The organism is bacterium (assembly GCA_029210545.1).
In the GTDB taxonomy this organism is placed as follows: Bacteria; BMS3Abin14; BMS3Abin14; order BMS3Abin14; family BMS3Abin14; genus JARGFV01.
On the sequence record JARGFV010000016.1, the window covers coordinates 1 to 16,733 of the forward strand.

Consider the following 16,733-nt stretch of genomic DNA (forward strand, 5'->3'; position numbering starts at 1 on the left):
ACAAATCAATGACTTACGGTGCGGGTCATTGATTTGGGCACCCCGCGCGGGGTGCGTTGATGGACTTTTTGCGAGTCCATCATTCTATGAAGTTACAGCAATTTGTGATAAATTTTTCATATAGGGAGAAATATGTGAAATCCGGAAGAACAACGCTGGATCTAAAGGAAAGCGAACTCCTCGACGAGGTCCACAAGACCGAAAAGGAGATCGACATCTATCTCAAGGATCGGGCCAGGCAAGCCGAAGCCATCCTTGATGATGCCCAGGCAAAAGCTGAAACGGAGCAGAAGCGCATCGACCGGGAGGTAGAGGGACAGTTCGAGGAGAAGGTCCAGCTGCTGGTCGAGGAGGCGAAGCGGAAGGCTGAAACGATCCTGGAGGAGGGGGCCAGCCTGGCCGAAAGTGAACAAGGCGGGTTGGAAGGGCGCAGGGACAAGGTCGTGGAGAAGATCCTGGAGCTGGTACTGGAGAAAATACCATGATCACGCCCATGGTCAAGATCACCTTCATGGGCCCGAAGCGGCACCTCATGGGGATCCTTGACCTCGTCCACTCTATGGGCGTCGTGCATCTGGAGCCGTTTCCCATCCCGTATCAGCGCCTCGAGTACATTCACTTCCCGTCGGAGGACGAGAGCCAGGGCCGTTTCAGGCGCCAGATGCAGGGGCTGCTCGAGGAGGTGGAGCGTCTCCTGGTTTCCCTGAAACCGCCCCATAAACTCTCCAAAGCCCCCTCCTGGCTTTTTGGTCACCACATCTCCCGACAGGACCTGGAAAGCTGCATCCACCAGGCTGCCGCCGACATCACCCCTGTTTACACGAGGCTCATCGAGCTGCAGGACGAACTGACCATGCTCCAGAGGTACGAGAGGGTCCTTGCAGCTCTCTATCCCCTGCTGGAAGACGCCACCGAGATCGAGAACCTGGAACTCATGGGTATCATCCTCGAAAGAAAGCGGATCGGCATCCTGCCCCTCCTGGAAAAAGAGCTTGGCAGGATCACCTCCGGGCGTTTCCGGATCTTTACGCGCCCCATGGACAAGGATAACGTGGCCGCTATCCTCGCCTACCCGAAGGAGCGGGAAAAGACGGTCCGCACCCTCTTTTCCGAGGAAAGCATCGCGGAGATCCGCCTCCCGATCGGGTACGAGGACAAACCGCTGGCGACAACGCTGAGGCTTCTCATACGTCACCAGAGGGAACTTCCCGAGGAGATCGACGAGCTGGCCGGCCGGATCGACCTGCTTTCCTCCCGCTGGTACGGCACCCTTTCCCGCATCAGGGAGGTGTTAAGGGAACGGCTCGACGAGTTCCAGTCCCTGGCCCTGAGCGCCAGAAGCCGACACACCTTCTTTTTGCGGGGCTGGCTGCCCGAAGACAAGGTGGAAATGATGCTCGGGGTGGTCAAGAGCAACTTCGGTGACGATGTCATGGTGGAGGCGATCCCCGCCCGTTTTCACGAACACGATCGGGTTCCTGTCCAACTTCAAAACGCCCCCTTTGTGCGCGTGTTTGAACCACTGATCCATCTTCTGGCCCTGCCAAAGTACGGCAGCATAGATCCGACCCCTTTCATTGCCTTTTTCTTTCCCCTCTTCTTCGGATTTATCCTGGGGGATATCGCCTACGGTCTTTTGCTTCTGGGCCTGTCGGCGTGGTGCTTCAAAAGGTTCGGTGACCGGCCCCTTGTAAGGAGCCTCAGCGCGGTGTTCATGCTCAGCGGTATCTCCGCGGCCGTTTTCGGCCTCCTTTTCGGAGAGTTTCTGGGGGACCTCGGAGAACACTGGGGCCTGCACCCGCTGCTCATGGACCGGTCCCATCTGATCATGCCCCTCCTGTTTATTTCCATCGGCCTCGGTTGCGGCCACATCATACTTGGGTTTGCCCTCAACATGATCACCTCCATCCGGCAGCGGCAGGTCAAGCACTGGGTGGCCGCCCTGGCCAACATCATCTCCCTTGCCGGGCTCATCGTCATCATCATCTCGGCATCCGGCTACTTGCCGATGGGCGATCATATCGGTATCTTTCTCCTGGTACCGGGGATCGGGCTTCTCATCTTCAGCGAGGGACTCATGGGGCCGCTGGAACTTCTGAAAATCTTCGGGAACGTGCTCTCCTACGCCCGCCTGATGGCCATCGGGGTGGCTTCGGTGGTCCTCGCCCAGGTCGCCAACATGATCGGTCGGACCAGCGAATCCCTCGCCGTGGGGATCGTGATGGCCCTCATCTTCCACACCCTCAACTTCGTCCTGGGCGTGTTCTCACCGACCATTCACTCTCTCCGGCTCCATTATGTGGAGTTCTTCAGCAAGTTCTACCAGCCGGGCGGCAAGCCCTATAGACCGTTCAGGAGACACCGCACCCTATGACGAGACAGATAACCGAAGCGCTCTTCCTGGAACTGGGGGAACTTCTCAACTCCAACCTCGACGAGGTCACGATCCTGCGCACCTTCTGCAACAAGGTCCTGGCCCTGTTTGACGCGGAGAGAGTTTCCATCCTGGCGCTGAATCCGCAAGGTCAGCACCTGACCCTCATCGCCTGGGCAGGGCGGTATCCGGAGGACATGGCCGGTGTCAAGGTCACCGTTGGAGAAGGTGTGTCGGGGTGGGTTGCGGCCACGGGGGAAGCGCTCCTCGTACCCGACGTCAACCAGGATCCCCGGTTCTCGGGCCATGACAAGGACCGGTACAGGACAGGTTCTTTCCTGAGCGTCCCCCTCAAGAGCCGGGGACGGCTGCTCGGAGTCATGAACGTCACCGACACGACCATGAACGAAGGTTTCACAGAGCCGAACCTTCGCACCCTTAAATCCCTCGCATTGCAGGTGGGGATGGGGATGGAGAACCTCCAGCACCGGAGCGTCATCAACTCCAACTACGATGCGACGACAGCCCTGGTCTCGGCGCTCCAGGATCTTCAGTCCCAGGCCGCCGATATCGAGTCCGGACTGGTCCCGGCCGCAGTCAAAACCCTGAACGTCACCCTGGGAGCCCACTCCCACATGATCCTCATCGGTGACATGACCAGTAACAGGGCCTGGGTCGGCAGCCTCGGAACGGAGGGGGGCATCAATATGTCCGTAATGGACTACCGGTCCGGATACTCCCTTTATCAGGCCCTGGCCTCTCTCTCCCTCCATCCGCCCTACAAGGAGAACGACCGCCTGGTCGAGTTCGGGTTCGCCTGGAACGAGGTCATTGACTCGGACCTGCGCCTCTTGCGCAGTCTCCTGCCGCCCAGACACGACCAGTTCGGCCTTTCCCTTTCGGCCATCCCGGACACCAACCCGGACGCGCTGGAGACGTTCCGGTTCCACCAGTCGGTGATCACCCAGTTCGTGGGTCTTCTCCTGGAGGGGATCTTCAACAGGATCCAGATCAAACGCCTCGATCACCTCAAGACCGAGCTGATCTCAACTGTGTCCCACGAACTTAGAACGCCGCTGACCTCCATCCAGGGGTTCTCCGAGCTCCTGCTCCGGAGCAGGGATATCCCTGAAGGGAGTCAACGCTACCTCAACATCATCAACAACGAAAGCATGAGACTCAACCGGCTCATCAACAACTTCCTTGACCTCGCCCGCCTCGAGTCGGGGCAACTCAGCCTCACCAAGGAGCCTTTCGACCCTCTGGAGGTCGTAGAGCACGCCGTCAAGCTCCTGAAACCCCAGGCTGAAAGCGGCAAAGCGATGGTTCGGCTGCACTGCGACCGGAACCTCCACCAACTCATCGCCGACCAGGACAGAGTGGAACAGGCCCTGGTCAACCTTATCGGCAACGCCATCAAGTACGGAGGGAACGGGGTCTGCATCGACATCAATCTCAACGCTTCCGACGGGTACACCATCTTCGAGGTCTCCGACAACGGGCCCGGGATTCCCGAGGAGGAGATTTCCCTGGTTTTCAACCGCTTTTACCGGGGTATGCTCGACACCCAGACCGACGAGGGCAAGGAGGTTAAAGGAACAGGCCTCGGCCTCTCCCTGACCAGGGAGATCGTCGAGCAGCACGGCGGAACCATATCCGTCCAGAGCCGGCCCGGCGAGAGCACCTCCTTCCGATTCTCTTTGCCCAGCCTGGGGCTTATCAGCCCACAGAGGGGGATAACAGCGTGGCATCCCGGGGACGAAAAGTTTTCCAGCGAACTGGCCAACCGCATCGCGGAGGGCAAGGCGGTGGGTGTCCTCACCCTTCATGTGAACCCCGGCTCCGGGGGTAATGAAGAGGAAGCCTACTCGGTGGAGGCCCTCAGCGACATCGAGGAACTCATTGTGGGAACGCTCAACGGCAGGGGGGTTGGAGATGACCTCATCCAGAGCAGGCCCCAGGGGGAGTTTGTCATCCTCACCTACTCCTCCCTGGTTGACCAGTGCGCTGACGACCTTATCGCCTCCTTCAAAAAACGTTTCGGGGACGGTTACGACATTGCCATCGGGGCGGCCATCGCCTCCCAGAGTGACAAACCCAAGCCCGAAAAGCTCATGGCCCTGTCACGGCAGGCCTGTCAATATGTGGAGAGAACCCAGAAGAAAGGGTACCTGAAAAACAGGAGGATGTGAGGATCTATGTCTCAGATCTCATATCTCAAAAAAGTGCGTCGAGTCGCTGCAACCTCGCGCAAATCATAGTTTGAGATCTGAAATCTGAAATCTGAAATCTGAAATTCGCACTGAAAGGGGGCACCATGTCAGAAAACATTCTCATCGCCTTCGCAGCGGCGCTCGCCATCGGGCTCCCTGCCCTTGCCACTGGATGGGCACAGTCCCGCATCGGCTCTGCCGGGGCCGGAGCCCTGGCAGAAAAACCCGAGATCAGCGGAACCATCATCATTCTGCTGGCCATCCCGGAAACCATGGTGATCCTGGGTTTCGTCATCGCCTTCCTTATCCTGGTGATGCTCAAGTGAACGACAGGTCCCGGGACACGTCGGGTTCTGACCGGCTTTTGGAAAGTTTGTGGCAGGACGCGAAACGGGAGGCCGCGCAGAATCTTTCCAGGGCCACGGCCCAGGCTGCGAAACTCCTCGCCGACATCCAGGCCTACCGTGACCGAGAGGTTGCCAGGGCCCACGAAAGGGCTCTGGAGAAGGCTGCCCCGGAGATCGCACGGATCCTCAACAGGGCCCGCGGAGCTGTCGAGAAAAGGACCCTCGATGAAACGTACCGCTTCCTTGATGAATGTCTTGCCCGCGCCCGGATTTTACTGAACGGGAGTGAGGATATATCCGGGGCCGCTCGCGCCGCCTTTGAGCCACTCTTCAGGCAGGCGGCCGTTCATTTCGAAAGCGAACAGGAGGTTCGGATCGTCATTGCGCCGGCCGACCTGGAGATCGCCCGGCGCCTCGTATCCGAGGCGGGGTTCGAGTGCACGATCGCCGAGGAACCAGGCATCCTGGGCGGCGCCAGGATCGAGGCAGCGAACGGCTCTCGCCTGGTGGACAACACCATCGCCGGCCGCCTCGCTGTCCTGGGGGAGTACCCGCCTGTGGAGGTTCTGGGATCGATGTTACCGGGGATCCGATCTATCCCCGACCCGGATGCTGTCGGGGAGGTCAAAGGTTGATGGACTCGCAAAAAGTCCATCAACGCGCCCCGCGCGGGGCGCCCAAATCAATGACCGGCAAAAACAGCCGCACCTGGGAGAGGCGCCCGGATCGAGTGCCAATGGCTGTGTGTTCGATCCGTGAGGGAACCGAAAACCACGCTTTTCGGTTCCCGTTGAGCCAAAGTCTTACCCGGACTTTGGCGATATTACAGCAGTCTCCGTAAGGAAAGGGAAAACGACGCTTTTCCCTTTCCGTGGAGCGAAAAGTCCCGCCTGGACTTTTTGCGAAGTTGACAAACATGAGGTGACCTGGGGGGATCCTGAAGTGACCTGCGAGATCGAATACCTGAACGCCCATATCAGGGGGGGTGCAGGACGTCTCCTGCCGGAGGAAAGCGTCGCGGCCCTGTTCGGGGCGACGACCAGGGCATCCTGGACTGCCGCGCTCAGGGACACACCTTACAGCATCCACCTTGGACCGGTCGCCGGGGACCAGGACAGCCGCTTGTTCTTCCGTGCCGTGGACCAATCCATAGCTCACCGCACACACCGCCTCGGGCATCTGGTCAACGGCCGCCCGGGCCTGGCCCTTTCCGTATGCCTTTCCGAATGGGACCTTTCGAACCTGCTGGGCATCGTCAGCGGTATCTGCAACAGCGCCCAACCTGCCCAGATAATCCCCGCGACCGTTGCCGGCGGGCTCCTGGGGCCCGATCAGATGGAAACCCTCTCCCACTGCAGGACTCTCCCGCAGGCCGCTGACTTCCTCAGGTTGTGGCGGTTCCCCAAACAGGCCCTCGTTCATGAGGTCTTTTTCGGGTTCCAGGACATGTCCCTGCCGCAGATCCGTCTGGAACTGTCCAGACGATGGCACGGGCAACTGCTGAAAGATGCCAGGCAGGCAGGCTTTCGGGCCCTCATCCGTCTCATGTCCGAACGGATCGATCAGATCAACATCATGACAGCCCTTATGTGGAGGGTCCTTCCCTCTGACCGGGACCCCGTGGAGTTCTTCCTCGAAGGCGGCAGTGCAGTGGATCTTCGAACCTTTCGAAAAGCCCTCGCGGCCCCGGACATCCTGGAGGCCATCTCGGCCCTGACGGCTGGACGTCTGCGCAGCGTGCTCCAGGCCGCGGCGGTCATCGGTCCGGATGGTGAAGAGCGGATCTCAGCTCTTCACCAGGCCCTCGAAAACGAGCTGACTCACCGGTACAGCCGGCCGCTGGTCAGGGACCCTCTGGGCATAGAACTCATGATCAGCTTCCTGCTGCGGCTGCGCCGCGAGGGGATCAGGATCAAACTTTCCCTGACCCGCCTCATATACGACATACCCAGGGACATTTTCCTGGAGATGACCGGCTATGTCTGAAGTCCTGGTGGTAGGACAGCCGGAGATCGTTGAGGGGTTCGGCCTGACCGGGGCCCGGTTCGAAGCCGTGACCGACCCTGACCGCGTCGAGTGGCTGGTGACCGAACTCATGCGCAACCGCGACACGGGGATCGTTATTATCACCGAAGACCTTTACAATCAGATCCCGGAGAAGTTGCGGGTCAAGGCCGAAGCCAGCGCCCGCCCACTGTTCATCACTCTCCCCCGCCCTGTCGGTCGGGAACTTTGGGACGAAAGGGAGGATCTCATTTCGAGGATCATCCGCCGGGCTATCGGGTACCGGTTGAAGATCAGGAGATGATACAGATATCAGTAACCAGTAGGCAGTAGTCTGACCTCTGGCTACTGACCTCTGGCTACTTGAAGAAAGGTGTCTTCCATGGCTGAGGGAGGGACAATCTACCGCATCTCCGGGTCCACCGTCGAGGCGGCGGGGCTCCTATGCGCCAGGATGTACGACGTGACGCGAGTTGGCGGCCCCGGAATCATGGGAGAGGTCATCCGCATCCACCACGACCTGACCACCATCCAGGTCTACGAGGACACGTCGGGCCTGTCGGTGGGCGAACCGGTGATCTGCGCGGGCCACCCTCTCACAGTGGAACTGGGACCGGGCCTTCTCGGACAGGTTTTCGACGGGATCCAGAGGCCGCTCCTCTCACTGAAAGAGGTTGAGGGAGATTTCATCCTGCGGGGTACCGACGTCCGTTCCCTGGACACGGAGCGGGAATGGGAGTTCACCGCCGTGGTGAGCGAGGGGCAGGAGGTCACCGGGGGAGACGTTCTTGGTACCGTGCCCGAGGGCGGCCGCATCGTTCACCGGATCATGGTGCCGCCGGACGTGGCGGGCCGGGTCCGGGAAGCGCGTTCGGGAACCTTCCGGGTGGACGACACGGTGGTCCGCCTGGACACAGGTTCCGATGGCATGCTGGATCTGTCCCTTGTACAGCGCTGGCCGGTACGAATCCCCCGACCGTGCGTCACCAAGATCGCACCCGACCGTCCCTTCCTCACGGGGCAGAGGGTTCTCGACACCCTTTTCCCCATCGCCCTTGGCGGAACCGCCATCGTCCCGGGCGGGTTCGGAACGGGTAAAACCGTCGTTGAGCAGACCCTCGCCAAGCACGCTGACGCGGACGTGATCATCTATATCGGATGCGGCGAGCGGGGCAACGAGATGACCGAAGTCCTCACGGAGTTCCCCAAGCTTGAGGACCCCCAGACGGGCCGTTCCCTCATGGAGAGGACGGTCCTCGTGGTCAACACCTCCAACATGCCCGTGGCGGCAAGGGAGGCGTCCATATACACCGGGATCACCATGGCCGAATACTTCCGGGACATGGGTTACCACGTGGCTCTCATGGCCGATTCCACCTCCCGATGGGCCGAGGCGCTGCGTGAGATATCCAGCCGCCTCGAAGAGATGCCCGGCGAGGAGGGTTACCCGACCTACATGGGGACGCGGCTGGCCGGTTTTTACGAAAGGGCCGGGCACGTCCGGACCCTTGGTTCCGATGAGCACACAGGCTCGGTGACCATTGTCAGTGCCGTCTCCCCCCCCGGAGGTGACTTTTCGGAGCCTGTCACACAAGGGTCCATGAGGATCGCCGGCGGGCTCTGGGCTCTCGATACGTCCCTGGCCCATCGCCGCCACTACCCTGCCATAAGCTGGACCCGCAGCTACAGCCTTTACGGGGAGACGCTGGCGCCGTGGTTCGCAAGGGAAACCTTCGAGGACTGGGCAGTCCAGAAACAGCGGCTCAACCGCATGCTGGAAAGAGAAAAGGAGATCCAGGAGATGGTCCAGCTGGTGGGAGAGGACGCCATCCCGGACAACGAGAGGGTCCTCCTCCTCGGCGCCAGGCTCATCCGTGAGAACTTCCTCCGCCAGAACGCATACCACCCGGTGGACGCATCGTGCTCCCTGATGAAGCAGTACTGGATGCTCAAGGCTTTCCTGGACGGGTATGAGACAATCCTTTCGGCCCTGGGGACCGAGATCCCCCTGGAAAAGCTCCTGGAGCTGACCACCATCGTTGATCTTGCCCGGCTCAACGAGCAGCCCGACGAGAAGTTCCCTGAAGCATCCCACCTCATCCTGAAAAAGCTGAAGGCGGAGATCGAGGAACTGGCCGGAGAGATGTCCAGGCAAAGGGAGAAGTTCGAACAGGAGGAGAAACGTGGATGAGCTGATGACAAGGAAAGGTCGGGGACTTGTCGGCATATCAGGACCGCTGGTGAGCATGCCCGCCGACCCGGGTACATTCCTCGGGCAGATGTTGGAACTGACCACCGGCAGCGGACTCAGGCGCCAGGGGCAGGTGCTGGAGATCTCCAGGGAGAAGACGACGGCCCAGCTTTTCGAGACGACCCAGGGGATCGACACGGCCTCCACCTGGGTCCGTTACCTGCCAAGGACCGCCAGGATAAGGCTTTCGAGACGTATGCTGGGCAGGAGGTTCTCCGGCAGCGGCGCTCCTCTTGACGGAATGCCGCCCCCCGTACCCGAGATCGAGACCGAGATCACCGGCAGCCCCATCAATCCCATGGCCAGGGACAAACCGTCCGATTTCATCCAGACCGGTATTTCGTCCATCGACCTGCTCAATACCCTCGTCAGGGGCCAGAAACTGCCCATCTTCTCCGGTTCGGGACTGCCGTCCAACGAACTGGCTGTGCAGATCGTCCGGCAGGCCTCGGTGGTAGGCGAGGAGAGCGATTTCGCCATCGTCTTCGCCGCCATGGGCATCACCCACCGGGACGCTTCCTTCTTCGTGGACGCCTTCGAATCCACGGGGGCCATGAACCGCACCGTCGTGTTCCTGAACCTGGCTTCCGACCCCACCATCGAGCGGCTGTTGACACCACGAATGGCCCTTTCCACGGCCGAGCACCTGGCTTTCGAGCATGGCCTCCACGTCCTGGTGGTCCTCACAGACATGGCCAACTACTGCGAGGCGCTCAGGGAGATCGGCAACGCCCGGGAGGAGATCCCTGGACGACGGGGATACCCCGGGTACATGTATACGGACCTGGCCATGATCTACGAGAGAGCGGGCCGGATCAGGGGAAGAGCGGGCTCCGTGACACAGATCCCCATCCTCTCCATGCCCGACGACGACATCACGCACCCCATCGCCGATCTCACCGGGTACATCACGGAAGGACAGATCGTCCTGTCCCGCGAACTTCACCGCAAGGGGATCTTTCCTCCCATCGATGTTCTCCCCAGCCTGTCCAGGCTCATGAACCTGGGGATCGGTGAGGGGAAGACGAGGGGCGATCACAGGAACCTGGCCGACCAGATCTACGCTTTCTATGCCAGGGGGCGGGACCTGAGGCGCATGGAGGCCGTGGTGGGAGAGGACGCCATGACCAGCGAAGACCGAAGATACCTCGCCTTTTCCAAGCGGTTCGAGGAAATTTTCCTCCACCAGGGCAATAAAGACAGGAGCATAGACCAATCGCTCACGGGGGCATGGGACCTTTTCGCCGGTTTTCCTGAAGCCGAACTGACGCGCATTGACCGCCGCTGGATCCAGGAGTATTTTCCCGGGAACGGCCGGGATCGGGATGGAGCGCCCCAAACGGAGGTGGACGGAGGTGCCGTGCCGTGAGCGTTCCGGCCACCCGGATCAACCTCCTGGCCAGCAGGGATCGAATGGCCCTGGCCATAGCCGGGGCCGACCTGCTGAAAAGCAAGAGGGAGGCGCTCATCAGCGATTTTTTCCGGATCGTGGACACCATCGTGCACAGCAGGGAGGAGATGGCGAGGGAGGTCCAGAGGGCCATGACCCAGGCCGGGATCGCCAAATCCTTCGCCGGGAGCCAGAGCCTGACCGCCGCGGCCCTTTCAGCGAAGAGGAATATCCCCATCAAGACCCGCGAGATCAACATCTGGGGCATCCACATTCCCGAGATCCATTTTGTTTCCCTCCGCAGGACCCCTGAAGCCCGGGGGATGCTTCCCATCGACACGTCTCCCCACATTCTCGAGACAGCCGAGTCCTACGAAAAACTCCTGGACCGGTTGCTGAGGACCGCCAGCCAGGAGATCCGCCTCAAGAGACTGGGTGAGGAGATCCGCAAGGTGAGCCGCAGGATCAACGCGCTGGAACAGAGCCTCATCCCCTCCCTTTCCGGCCAGATCCATCAGATGCTCAGCACCCTCCAGGAACGGGAGAGGGAGGACCTTTTCCGCCTCAAGCACATCAAGAAGAGCAAAAGGACAAAAGAGATTGGCCGGTAACGAGATCATCGCCCTGGGGATCCTGCTCATGGCGGGGTTCGCGGGGGGCAAGGCGAGTTATGCCGCCCGGCTGCCCAGCGTCACCGGCTATATCCTGGCAGGGCTTCTCCTCGGCCCGTCCCTCCTGGACATCATCACTCCGGAGACCATCGAGAAGCTGGAGTTCATCAACTCCCTGGCCCTTTCTCTCATCGCCATCTCCGTGGGGGGGAAACTTGACCTGGCCGAGCTTTCGGGCGGATTTGGAACGATCCTGTCCGTGAGCCTCATGCAGACCCTTTTCGTTGGTGCCGGGACCTTCGCGGCACTCGTGGTGTCCGGCGTCAGCCCGGCCCTTGCCCTTCTCCTCGCCGCCACAGCGCTCGCAACGGCGCCGGCGGCCGTCATGGCGGTGGTGGAGGAAACCCGGGCACAGGGCCCTTTTACCAACACCCTCCTCGCGGTGGTCGCTCTTTCGAACGTGCTTGCCGTCATGGTGTTCGGCTTTGCCATGGCAGCGGTTCCCTTCGTGGAACTTGACACCGGTTTTTCCCTTGCCCTGACGCGGGCCCCCATGGCCAGCCTCGGGGGAAGCCTTCTCCTGGGTGCGGGTATCGGCCTTATCCTTTCCCGGGTGGCCCCCATGGCGCGCAACCGCCAGGAGATCCTCATAATCATCCTCGGGACCGCTTTTTTGAGCAGCGAGCTGGCCAGGATAGGGTTGAAGTACTCCCCTCTCCTCATCAACATCACCATCGGGTTCGTCCTGGTGAACCTCTGTCCCCTGAAAGACCGCCTGTTCGAGGCCATCGGGAGCGTCGAGCTACCCATCTACATCACCTTCTTCAGCCTCCAGGGGGCCCACCTCGATATCAGGGTGCTCGGCGGGTTGGGGCTTGTGGGTGTGACCTACATCCTGAGCAGGATGGCCGCCAAGGTGATGGGGGCGTGGCTGGGGGCTGCCGTGACCGGTGCGGCCGGACCCATGAGAAGGTTCCTGGGACCTGCCCTGTTCCCCCAGGCGGGCATCGCCATCGGCATGTGCGTTGCCGTGAGCAACACGCCTTCATGCAGCGCCTATGCCCCGACCGTTACCACCGTCGTCCTCGCCGCGGTGCTGATCAACGAACTCATCGGTCCTGTCGCCGTTAACATTTCGCTGAACAGGGTCGGTGAGGCCCGCCCGCGGGTCGTGCGCAAAACCGCCAAACGAAATACTGGAGACGAGAAGCGATGAATTTCCTCACCATCGGATGCCTGGTGCTGGGATATCTCCTGGGGGAGAGCGGCCTGGGACTCTTTAACGTCTACACCATCGGGCACCTGAAACCGTTCATTGCCTTTGCCCTCGGCTGGGTGGGGTTCATCATCGGTGAGAACCTGGAGTTCAGCACCGTGCGCAGGATGTCGGCACAGCTATTGATCCTCTCACTGGGACAGTTGACGGCCGCCTTCGTGCTCACAGGCTGGGCGCTCTGGTGGTTCCTGTCCGGCCCCGCCGGATGGCCTGCCGGGACGGCCCTGGTCTTCAGCCTGCTGGCAGCCTGTACCGCCACAGCCACCGACCCGATCACCGCGGCGGCTCTCATGGACAGGGGCAGGAGAGCAGCCGGCCTTTCCCACCTGCTCATGCAGCTGGCCACCATCGCGGACGTTTTAACCACCCTCCTGTTCTGGCTGGTCCTGTCATTTTCGGTGAACCACATCGGCAGCGGCGTTCCGGGCGGTTTCGGGTTCACGGTCGAGGCCCTGCTCCACCCGGCTCTCGGGCTGGCACTCGGGTTGGCCCTGTCCCTCCTCATAACACCTGAAAGGGACCAGAGGGAGGTGACTCTCCTCTTCATGGCGGCCTTGTTCATCGCCGTTGGCGCCGGGATGGCCATCAGGGTCTCACCTCTCATCGTGTGCATGTTTGCCTCGGCCTTCGTCATGAGCGTGAAAAGGGGCAAGACCGTTATCCGGGAGGTCGTCCACCAGCTGGAAATGCCTGTCTACGTCACCTTCCTCATCATGTGCGGTGCCCTTTTCAAACCCCCTCTCCTTGTCGATCTCTTCTGGCCACTTCTCATCTACGTGGCCCTCAGAGCGGTGGGAAAAACGGGAGGGATCTTTATCACGGCAAAAGCGATGCACCTTGAACCCGGGGCCCCCCGGCTGGGGTTAGGCCTGCTCAGCCAGGCCGGCCTCGCCGTGGTGCTGGCGGTCAACATCTACTTCGAAGTGGATGCGGCCCTCGGGCTGAACCTGATAGCCCTGACCACGGCGGGAATCGTCGTCAACCAGCTGCTGGGGATCGAGGGGATGAAGCTGTTAAAATCAACATTTGAGGAAGAAGAATAGAGCATTATTCCTCAAGCGCTGATTTTAGTGTCTAGCGTCTGGTGTCTGGTGTCTGGAATTCAGAGTCAAAGGATCGAGGATCTGCGGAAGCTGCAATTGACAGCTGGTATTCAGGATCAAGAGCTGTCTCGCAAAGTTAGGCAGAAGCAGGGTACTGCCTGTGGCGCAAAGGCCTGGATTTAACCGCCAAGCACGCCAAGAACACGGAGGGAAAGGAAACACATTTCCAGGTGAACAACTGACAGGAAAAGTTCTTAATGGCATAATTCACCTTCTGACACCGGGGAAACGGAAATCACGGGTGTTGTATTGGGGACAAGAAACGAATCAAAGAAACTTTACCAGCCTATTTAAGTCTATCTGTAATCAGCTCTAAATCCCGATTCAGCATAGTTTCATGCATAAATGATCTTCCCGGGATTGAAAACATTTGACCTGAGAGCGTCTTTTCTTGGCGTTCTCCGCGTGCTCTGCGGTAAATAGCCTTCAATGGACCTGGTGGCATACGTCCGCAACTGGTTAATGATATATCGATTTTCTCTGCGTCTGGCGTCCCTGCGAGAAACAGCCTTTAGTCTGAGCTTATCGCTATAAAAAAGCCGGGGACCGCATTTGCGGCCCCCGGCTTTTTGGTTATCTGTCAGCTGCAACCTGCCAGCTGTAACCTAGCCTGGACTATTCACGAGGTTCTTTTCCGTTCTGGCTGCGTTGCTGAGTCGTTCGCTTGTGCGGAATACTAAAGTATGCCTCCGCGCTCACTCCACAGTCGCCTTGCCGGAACGAAAAACTCCTCTCGTGACTATGTCCGGGCAACCCCGCATAATTCATGATGTTTATCGTGCCATTCCCATTTATCCATATTTGCCACACAGTTAGCTGACATCTCATCACCATCATGAATAATGCGGGCTAGTTAACCTTCTGCTGGTACCTCTCCTCGTAGTACTTCTGGATCTCTTCGAGCTTCTTTGCGTCGAACCCCTTGAGGTACCACTCGTGCCGTTCATCACTCTCCAGGTAATCCTTGACGATCTTCTCGTAGACCTCGGGCTTGCCGGCCTCTTCCGAAAGCCTCCTGGCGGCGGGCAGGTACTCCGTGTAGAAGTTCCTGGCCACTTCGTAAAGGCCGTGCCACCAGGCGTAGTCCGGTCCTGACATGGCTGCTCCGTGCCTGGCCCTCCGGCCCTCGTGGTGCCACAGCTCCCAGTAGATCCAGTCGATCTCGTCGTTGAAGTTGCCCTCGGGGATCACGCCCGCATTCTGGAGGTCGTCCCGTATCTTCATGGCCGGGATCCCGAACTTGGTGTCGTAAAGCTCCACGAACTCGTCGAGCTGCTTGTAAAAACCGCCAACGAAACCTTCTGAATGGCAGGATGTACAGATCTCAACCATCGCTTTCCGCTTGTTGGCCGAGTTCTCCATCTTCGTTGAGACAGGGGACCTCAGGTTCCAGCTCAGGCGCTTGCCCACATCGTGGGTCACACCCTCGCTGCCGCCTGCGCTCATGTGGCAGGAGGCGCAGGTGGGAGCGTCGAAAAAGTCCACACCGGCGACCCACTTGGGGTTATCCATGTTGAGATCTTCCTCGAAAGCGCGATACAGGATCCCGTGCTTGGATTCCTCGTAGACCTCCTTCTGGGGGTGGTCAGGGCCGAGATGGCACTTGCCGCAGACTTCGGGCTTCCTCGCCTGTCCCTTGCTGAACCGGTGCCGGGTGTGGCAGGCCGAACACGAGCCCTTGGACCCGTCGGGGTTGAGCCGGCCGATACCGGTGTTGGGCCAGGTGGAAGGGTTCAGAGTCCCGTCCTTGTTGACCAGCACCACGGATCCGTGGCACTGCCGGCACCCCACGGCGACGGCCGGGGGTCCGCCCACGGTCTGGCCCAGGAGCCCGTCGGCCGAGTTGATGATGTTGCCGGCTTCGGCGTGGTGGCTCGCCTCCTGCTCGACCATCTCCGCTTTGTGACATCTGCCGCAGTCACGGGGCGAAACAATAATTGCGATAGTGTACCCGTTGTGCTTCATGGCGTCCTTGTCCTTCTCGTCCGCCATGTGGCACTCGTAGCAGCCCACTCCGGCGTCCCAGTGACTGCTCTTGTCCCACTGTTTGACAATACCCAGGGTTCCCTCCGTGTGGCACTCGAGACACTCCTGTGTCTGGCTGGACACCCTGGCCGCGACCGGGCCGGCCATGGCGAGGGCCATGGTAACCGCAAAAATGATCGTGAAGACCTTCCGCATCTTTTCCTCCTTTTGATAGGGTCGCAGGAAGTCCTGGTGGGACTACCTGCTCCACGGAAAGGGAAAAGTGTCATTTTCCCTTTCCTTACGGGACTACTGATAGCGAGAAAAAGTCCATGCGGGACTTTTTCTCCACGGGAAGCGAAAAGCGCAGTTTTCGCTTCCCTCACGGATCGAAGACTCCCCAAGTCTTCAATCCGGGCGCCTTTCCCAGGCGCGGTTACTCATCACACGATTTCCGGTCATCGATCCGGGCGCCCTTCCCGGGCGCGGCTGTTCATTGATCTGGCTGCCATCCCCGGGCGCTCCGCCAGAGTTGTTGGGCGTCTATCAAGTCTCATCCGTTTTTTCCGTTTTCCGGTCAAACAGGGCCGATCCACCCCCTCTCGGCCAGCTTTTCTTTTTAACGTTGAAATTAAAGTATAGCTGTATTCCTGACATGTGCAGGAGATGCTAAGTAAATTGAACGGCTCACCGGTCCTTCTTCTCCAGGAACCGACGGCAAAGGGCGATATTTTCCACGTGGACACGGTGGATCTCACCCAGTTCCTTCGCCATCCCGCCCGGAAGGGACTCCTCCATGAGTTCCTCGATTTTCCGGACGACCCACTCCTGTCCCTTGACGAGAAGCTTCAGGCGCGAGCCGAGGTCGGGAAGCGCCATCACCTTTTCAACGAAATCTCCCACGTTGCCGCTGCCCCGGCTTCCGATCTGTAGGAGCATCCGGCCCAGGTCGCGGCAGCTCGACCTCTCCCCCTCCAGGATCTCCTCCAGGAGGGCTCCCTCTTCGTCGGAGGAACCCTCTGAAAGCATCCGCTTTGCAGTGACAACCCCTGCCCTCTCAGCTTCCAGCAGAACGGTCAACTTTTCCGTCAGTTGAAGATCGGTCCCGTTTTCATTTTTCATGGTAATCCCCCTTTGGAATACAAGCATTATCTCGGCCCGGACGGTCCTTGTCCTTGACGTGGGTCAAAAGCCGTCCA

The 16,733-nt window shown here is 59.9% G+C and carries 14 protein-coding genes; 12 read left to right on the forward strand and 2 right to left on the reverse strand.

Annotation, left to right across the window (positions count from 1 at the left end; all coding sequences use genetic code 11):
• The first annotated feature begins 134 nt into the window (after nucleotides 1-134).
• From P1S46_03055 to P1S46_03110, 12 genes are all read left to right on the forward strand, one after another.
• Entirely contained in the window at nucleotides 135-485 is a 351-nt protein-coding gene (locus tag P1S46_03055) for a hypothetical protein (protein ID MDF1535465.1), read from the forward strand.
• Nucleotides 482-2,374 (forward strand): V-type ATPase 116kDa subunit family protein, encoded by a 1,893-nt coding sequence (locus tag P1S46_03060; protein MDF1535466.1) that lies wholly within the window; start codon nucleotides 482-484, stop codon nucleotides 2,372-2,374. Before P1S46_03055 ends, P1S46_03060 begins: the two co-directional genes overlap by 4 nt.
• Nucleotides 2,371-4,566: a GAF domain-containing sensor histidine kinase gene (locus P1S46_03065; protein ID MDF1535467.1), complete on the forward strand. Its 2,196-nt coding sequence runs from the start codon at nucleotides 2,371-2,373 to the stop codon at nucleotides 4,564-4,566. Before P1S46_03060 ends, P1S46_03065 begins: the two co-directional genes overlap by 4 nt.
• A 125-nt stretch (nucleotides 4,567-4,691) precedes the next feature.
• The gene (locus P1S46_03070; GenBank protein MDF1535468.1) at nucleotides 4,692-4,913 is read left to right on the forward strand and encodes an ATPase; all 222 of its coding nucleotides are present in this window, start codon (nucleotides 4,692-4,694) and stop codon (nucleotides 4,911-4,913) included.
• Nucleotides 4,910-5,569: a V-type ATP synthase subunit E gene (locus P1S46_03075; GenBank protein ID MDF1535469.1), complete on the forward strand. Its 660-nt coding sequence runs from the start codon at nucleotides 4,910-4,912 to the stop codon at nucleotides 5,567-5,569. The genes P1S46_03070 and P1S46_03075 overlap by 4 nt, the downstream gene beginning before the upstream one ends.
• A 307-nt stretch (nucleotides 5,570-5,876) precedes the next feature.
• Nucleotides 5,877-6,920, forward strand: coding sequence for a V-type ATPase subunit (locus P1S46_03080; protein ID MDF1535470.1), 1,044 nt, complete (start codon nucleotides 5,877-5,879; stop codon nucleotides 6,918-6,920).
• A complete protein-coding gene (locus P1S46_03085) occupies nucleotides 6,913-7,242 on the forward strand; it encodes a V-type ATP synthase subunit F (protein MDF1535471.1) in 330 nt (109 codons plus the stop codon). Before P1S46_03080 ends, P1S46_03085 begins: the two co-directional genes overlap by 8 nt.
• A gap of 78 nt (nucleotides 7,243-7,320) precedes the next feature.
• Nucleotides 7,321-9,129, forward strand: a complete 1,809-nt coding sequence (locus P1S46_03090) for a V-type ATP synthase subunit A (GenBank protein ID MDF1535472.1) — start codon at nucleotides 7,321-7,323, stop codon at nucleotides 9,127-9,129.
• 4 nt (nucleotides 9,130-9,133) lie between these two features.
• Nucleotides 9,134-10,558 carry a V-type ATP synthase subunit B gene (locus P1S46_03095; protein ID MDF1535473.1) on the forward strand — a complete coding sequence of 475 codons (1,425 nt, stop codon included), beginning with the start codon at nucleotides 9,134-9,136 and terminating at the stop codon, nucleotides 10,556-10,558.
• On the forward strand, nucleotides 10,555-11,190 hold the full coding sequence (locus P1S46_03100) for a V-type ATP synthase subunit D (protein MDF1535474.1): 636 nt from the start codon (nucleotides 10,555-10,557) through the stop codon (nucleotides 11,188-11,190). The genes P1S46_03095 and P1S46_03100 overlap by 4 nt, the downstream gene beginning before the upstream one ends.
• Complete coding sequence (locus P1S46_03105; GenBank protein ID MDF1535475.1) at nucleotides 11,180-12,406, forward strand: cation:proton antiporter; 1,227 nt, start codon at nucleotides 11,180-11,182, stop codon at nucleotides 12,404-12,406. The genes P1S46_03100 and P1S46_03105 overlap by 11 nt, the downstream gene beginning before the upstream one ends.
• Nucleotides 12,403-13,509, forward strand: a complete 1,107-nt coding sequence (locus P1S46_03110) for a cation:proton antiporter (GenBank protein MDF1535476.1) — start codon at nucleotides 12,403-12,405, stop codon at nucleotides 13,507-13,509. Before P1S46_03105 ends, P1S46_03110 begins: the two co-directional genes overlap by 4 nt.
• A 909-nt stretch (nucleotides 13,510-14,418) precedes the next feature.
• Here P1S46_03110 and P1S46_03115 read toward each other — a convergent pair.
• The gene (locus tag P1S46_03115; protein ID MDF1535477.1) at nucleotides 14,419-15,750 is read right to left on the reverse strand and encodes a multiheme c-type cytochrome; all 1,332 of its coding nucleotides are present in this window, start codon (nucleotides 15,748-15,750) and stop codon (nucleotides 14,419-14,421) included.
• 471 nt (nucleotides 15,751-16,221) lie between these two features.
• On the reverse strand, nucleotides 16,222-16,656 hold the full coding sequence (locus P1S46_03120) for a DUF6306 domain-containing protein (GenBank protein MDF1535478.1): 435 nt from the start codon (nucleotides 16,654-16,656) through the stop codon (nucleotides 16,222-16,224).
• Between the last annotated feature and the right edge of the window lie 77 nt (nucleotides 16,657-16,733).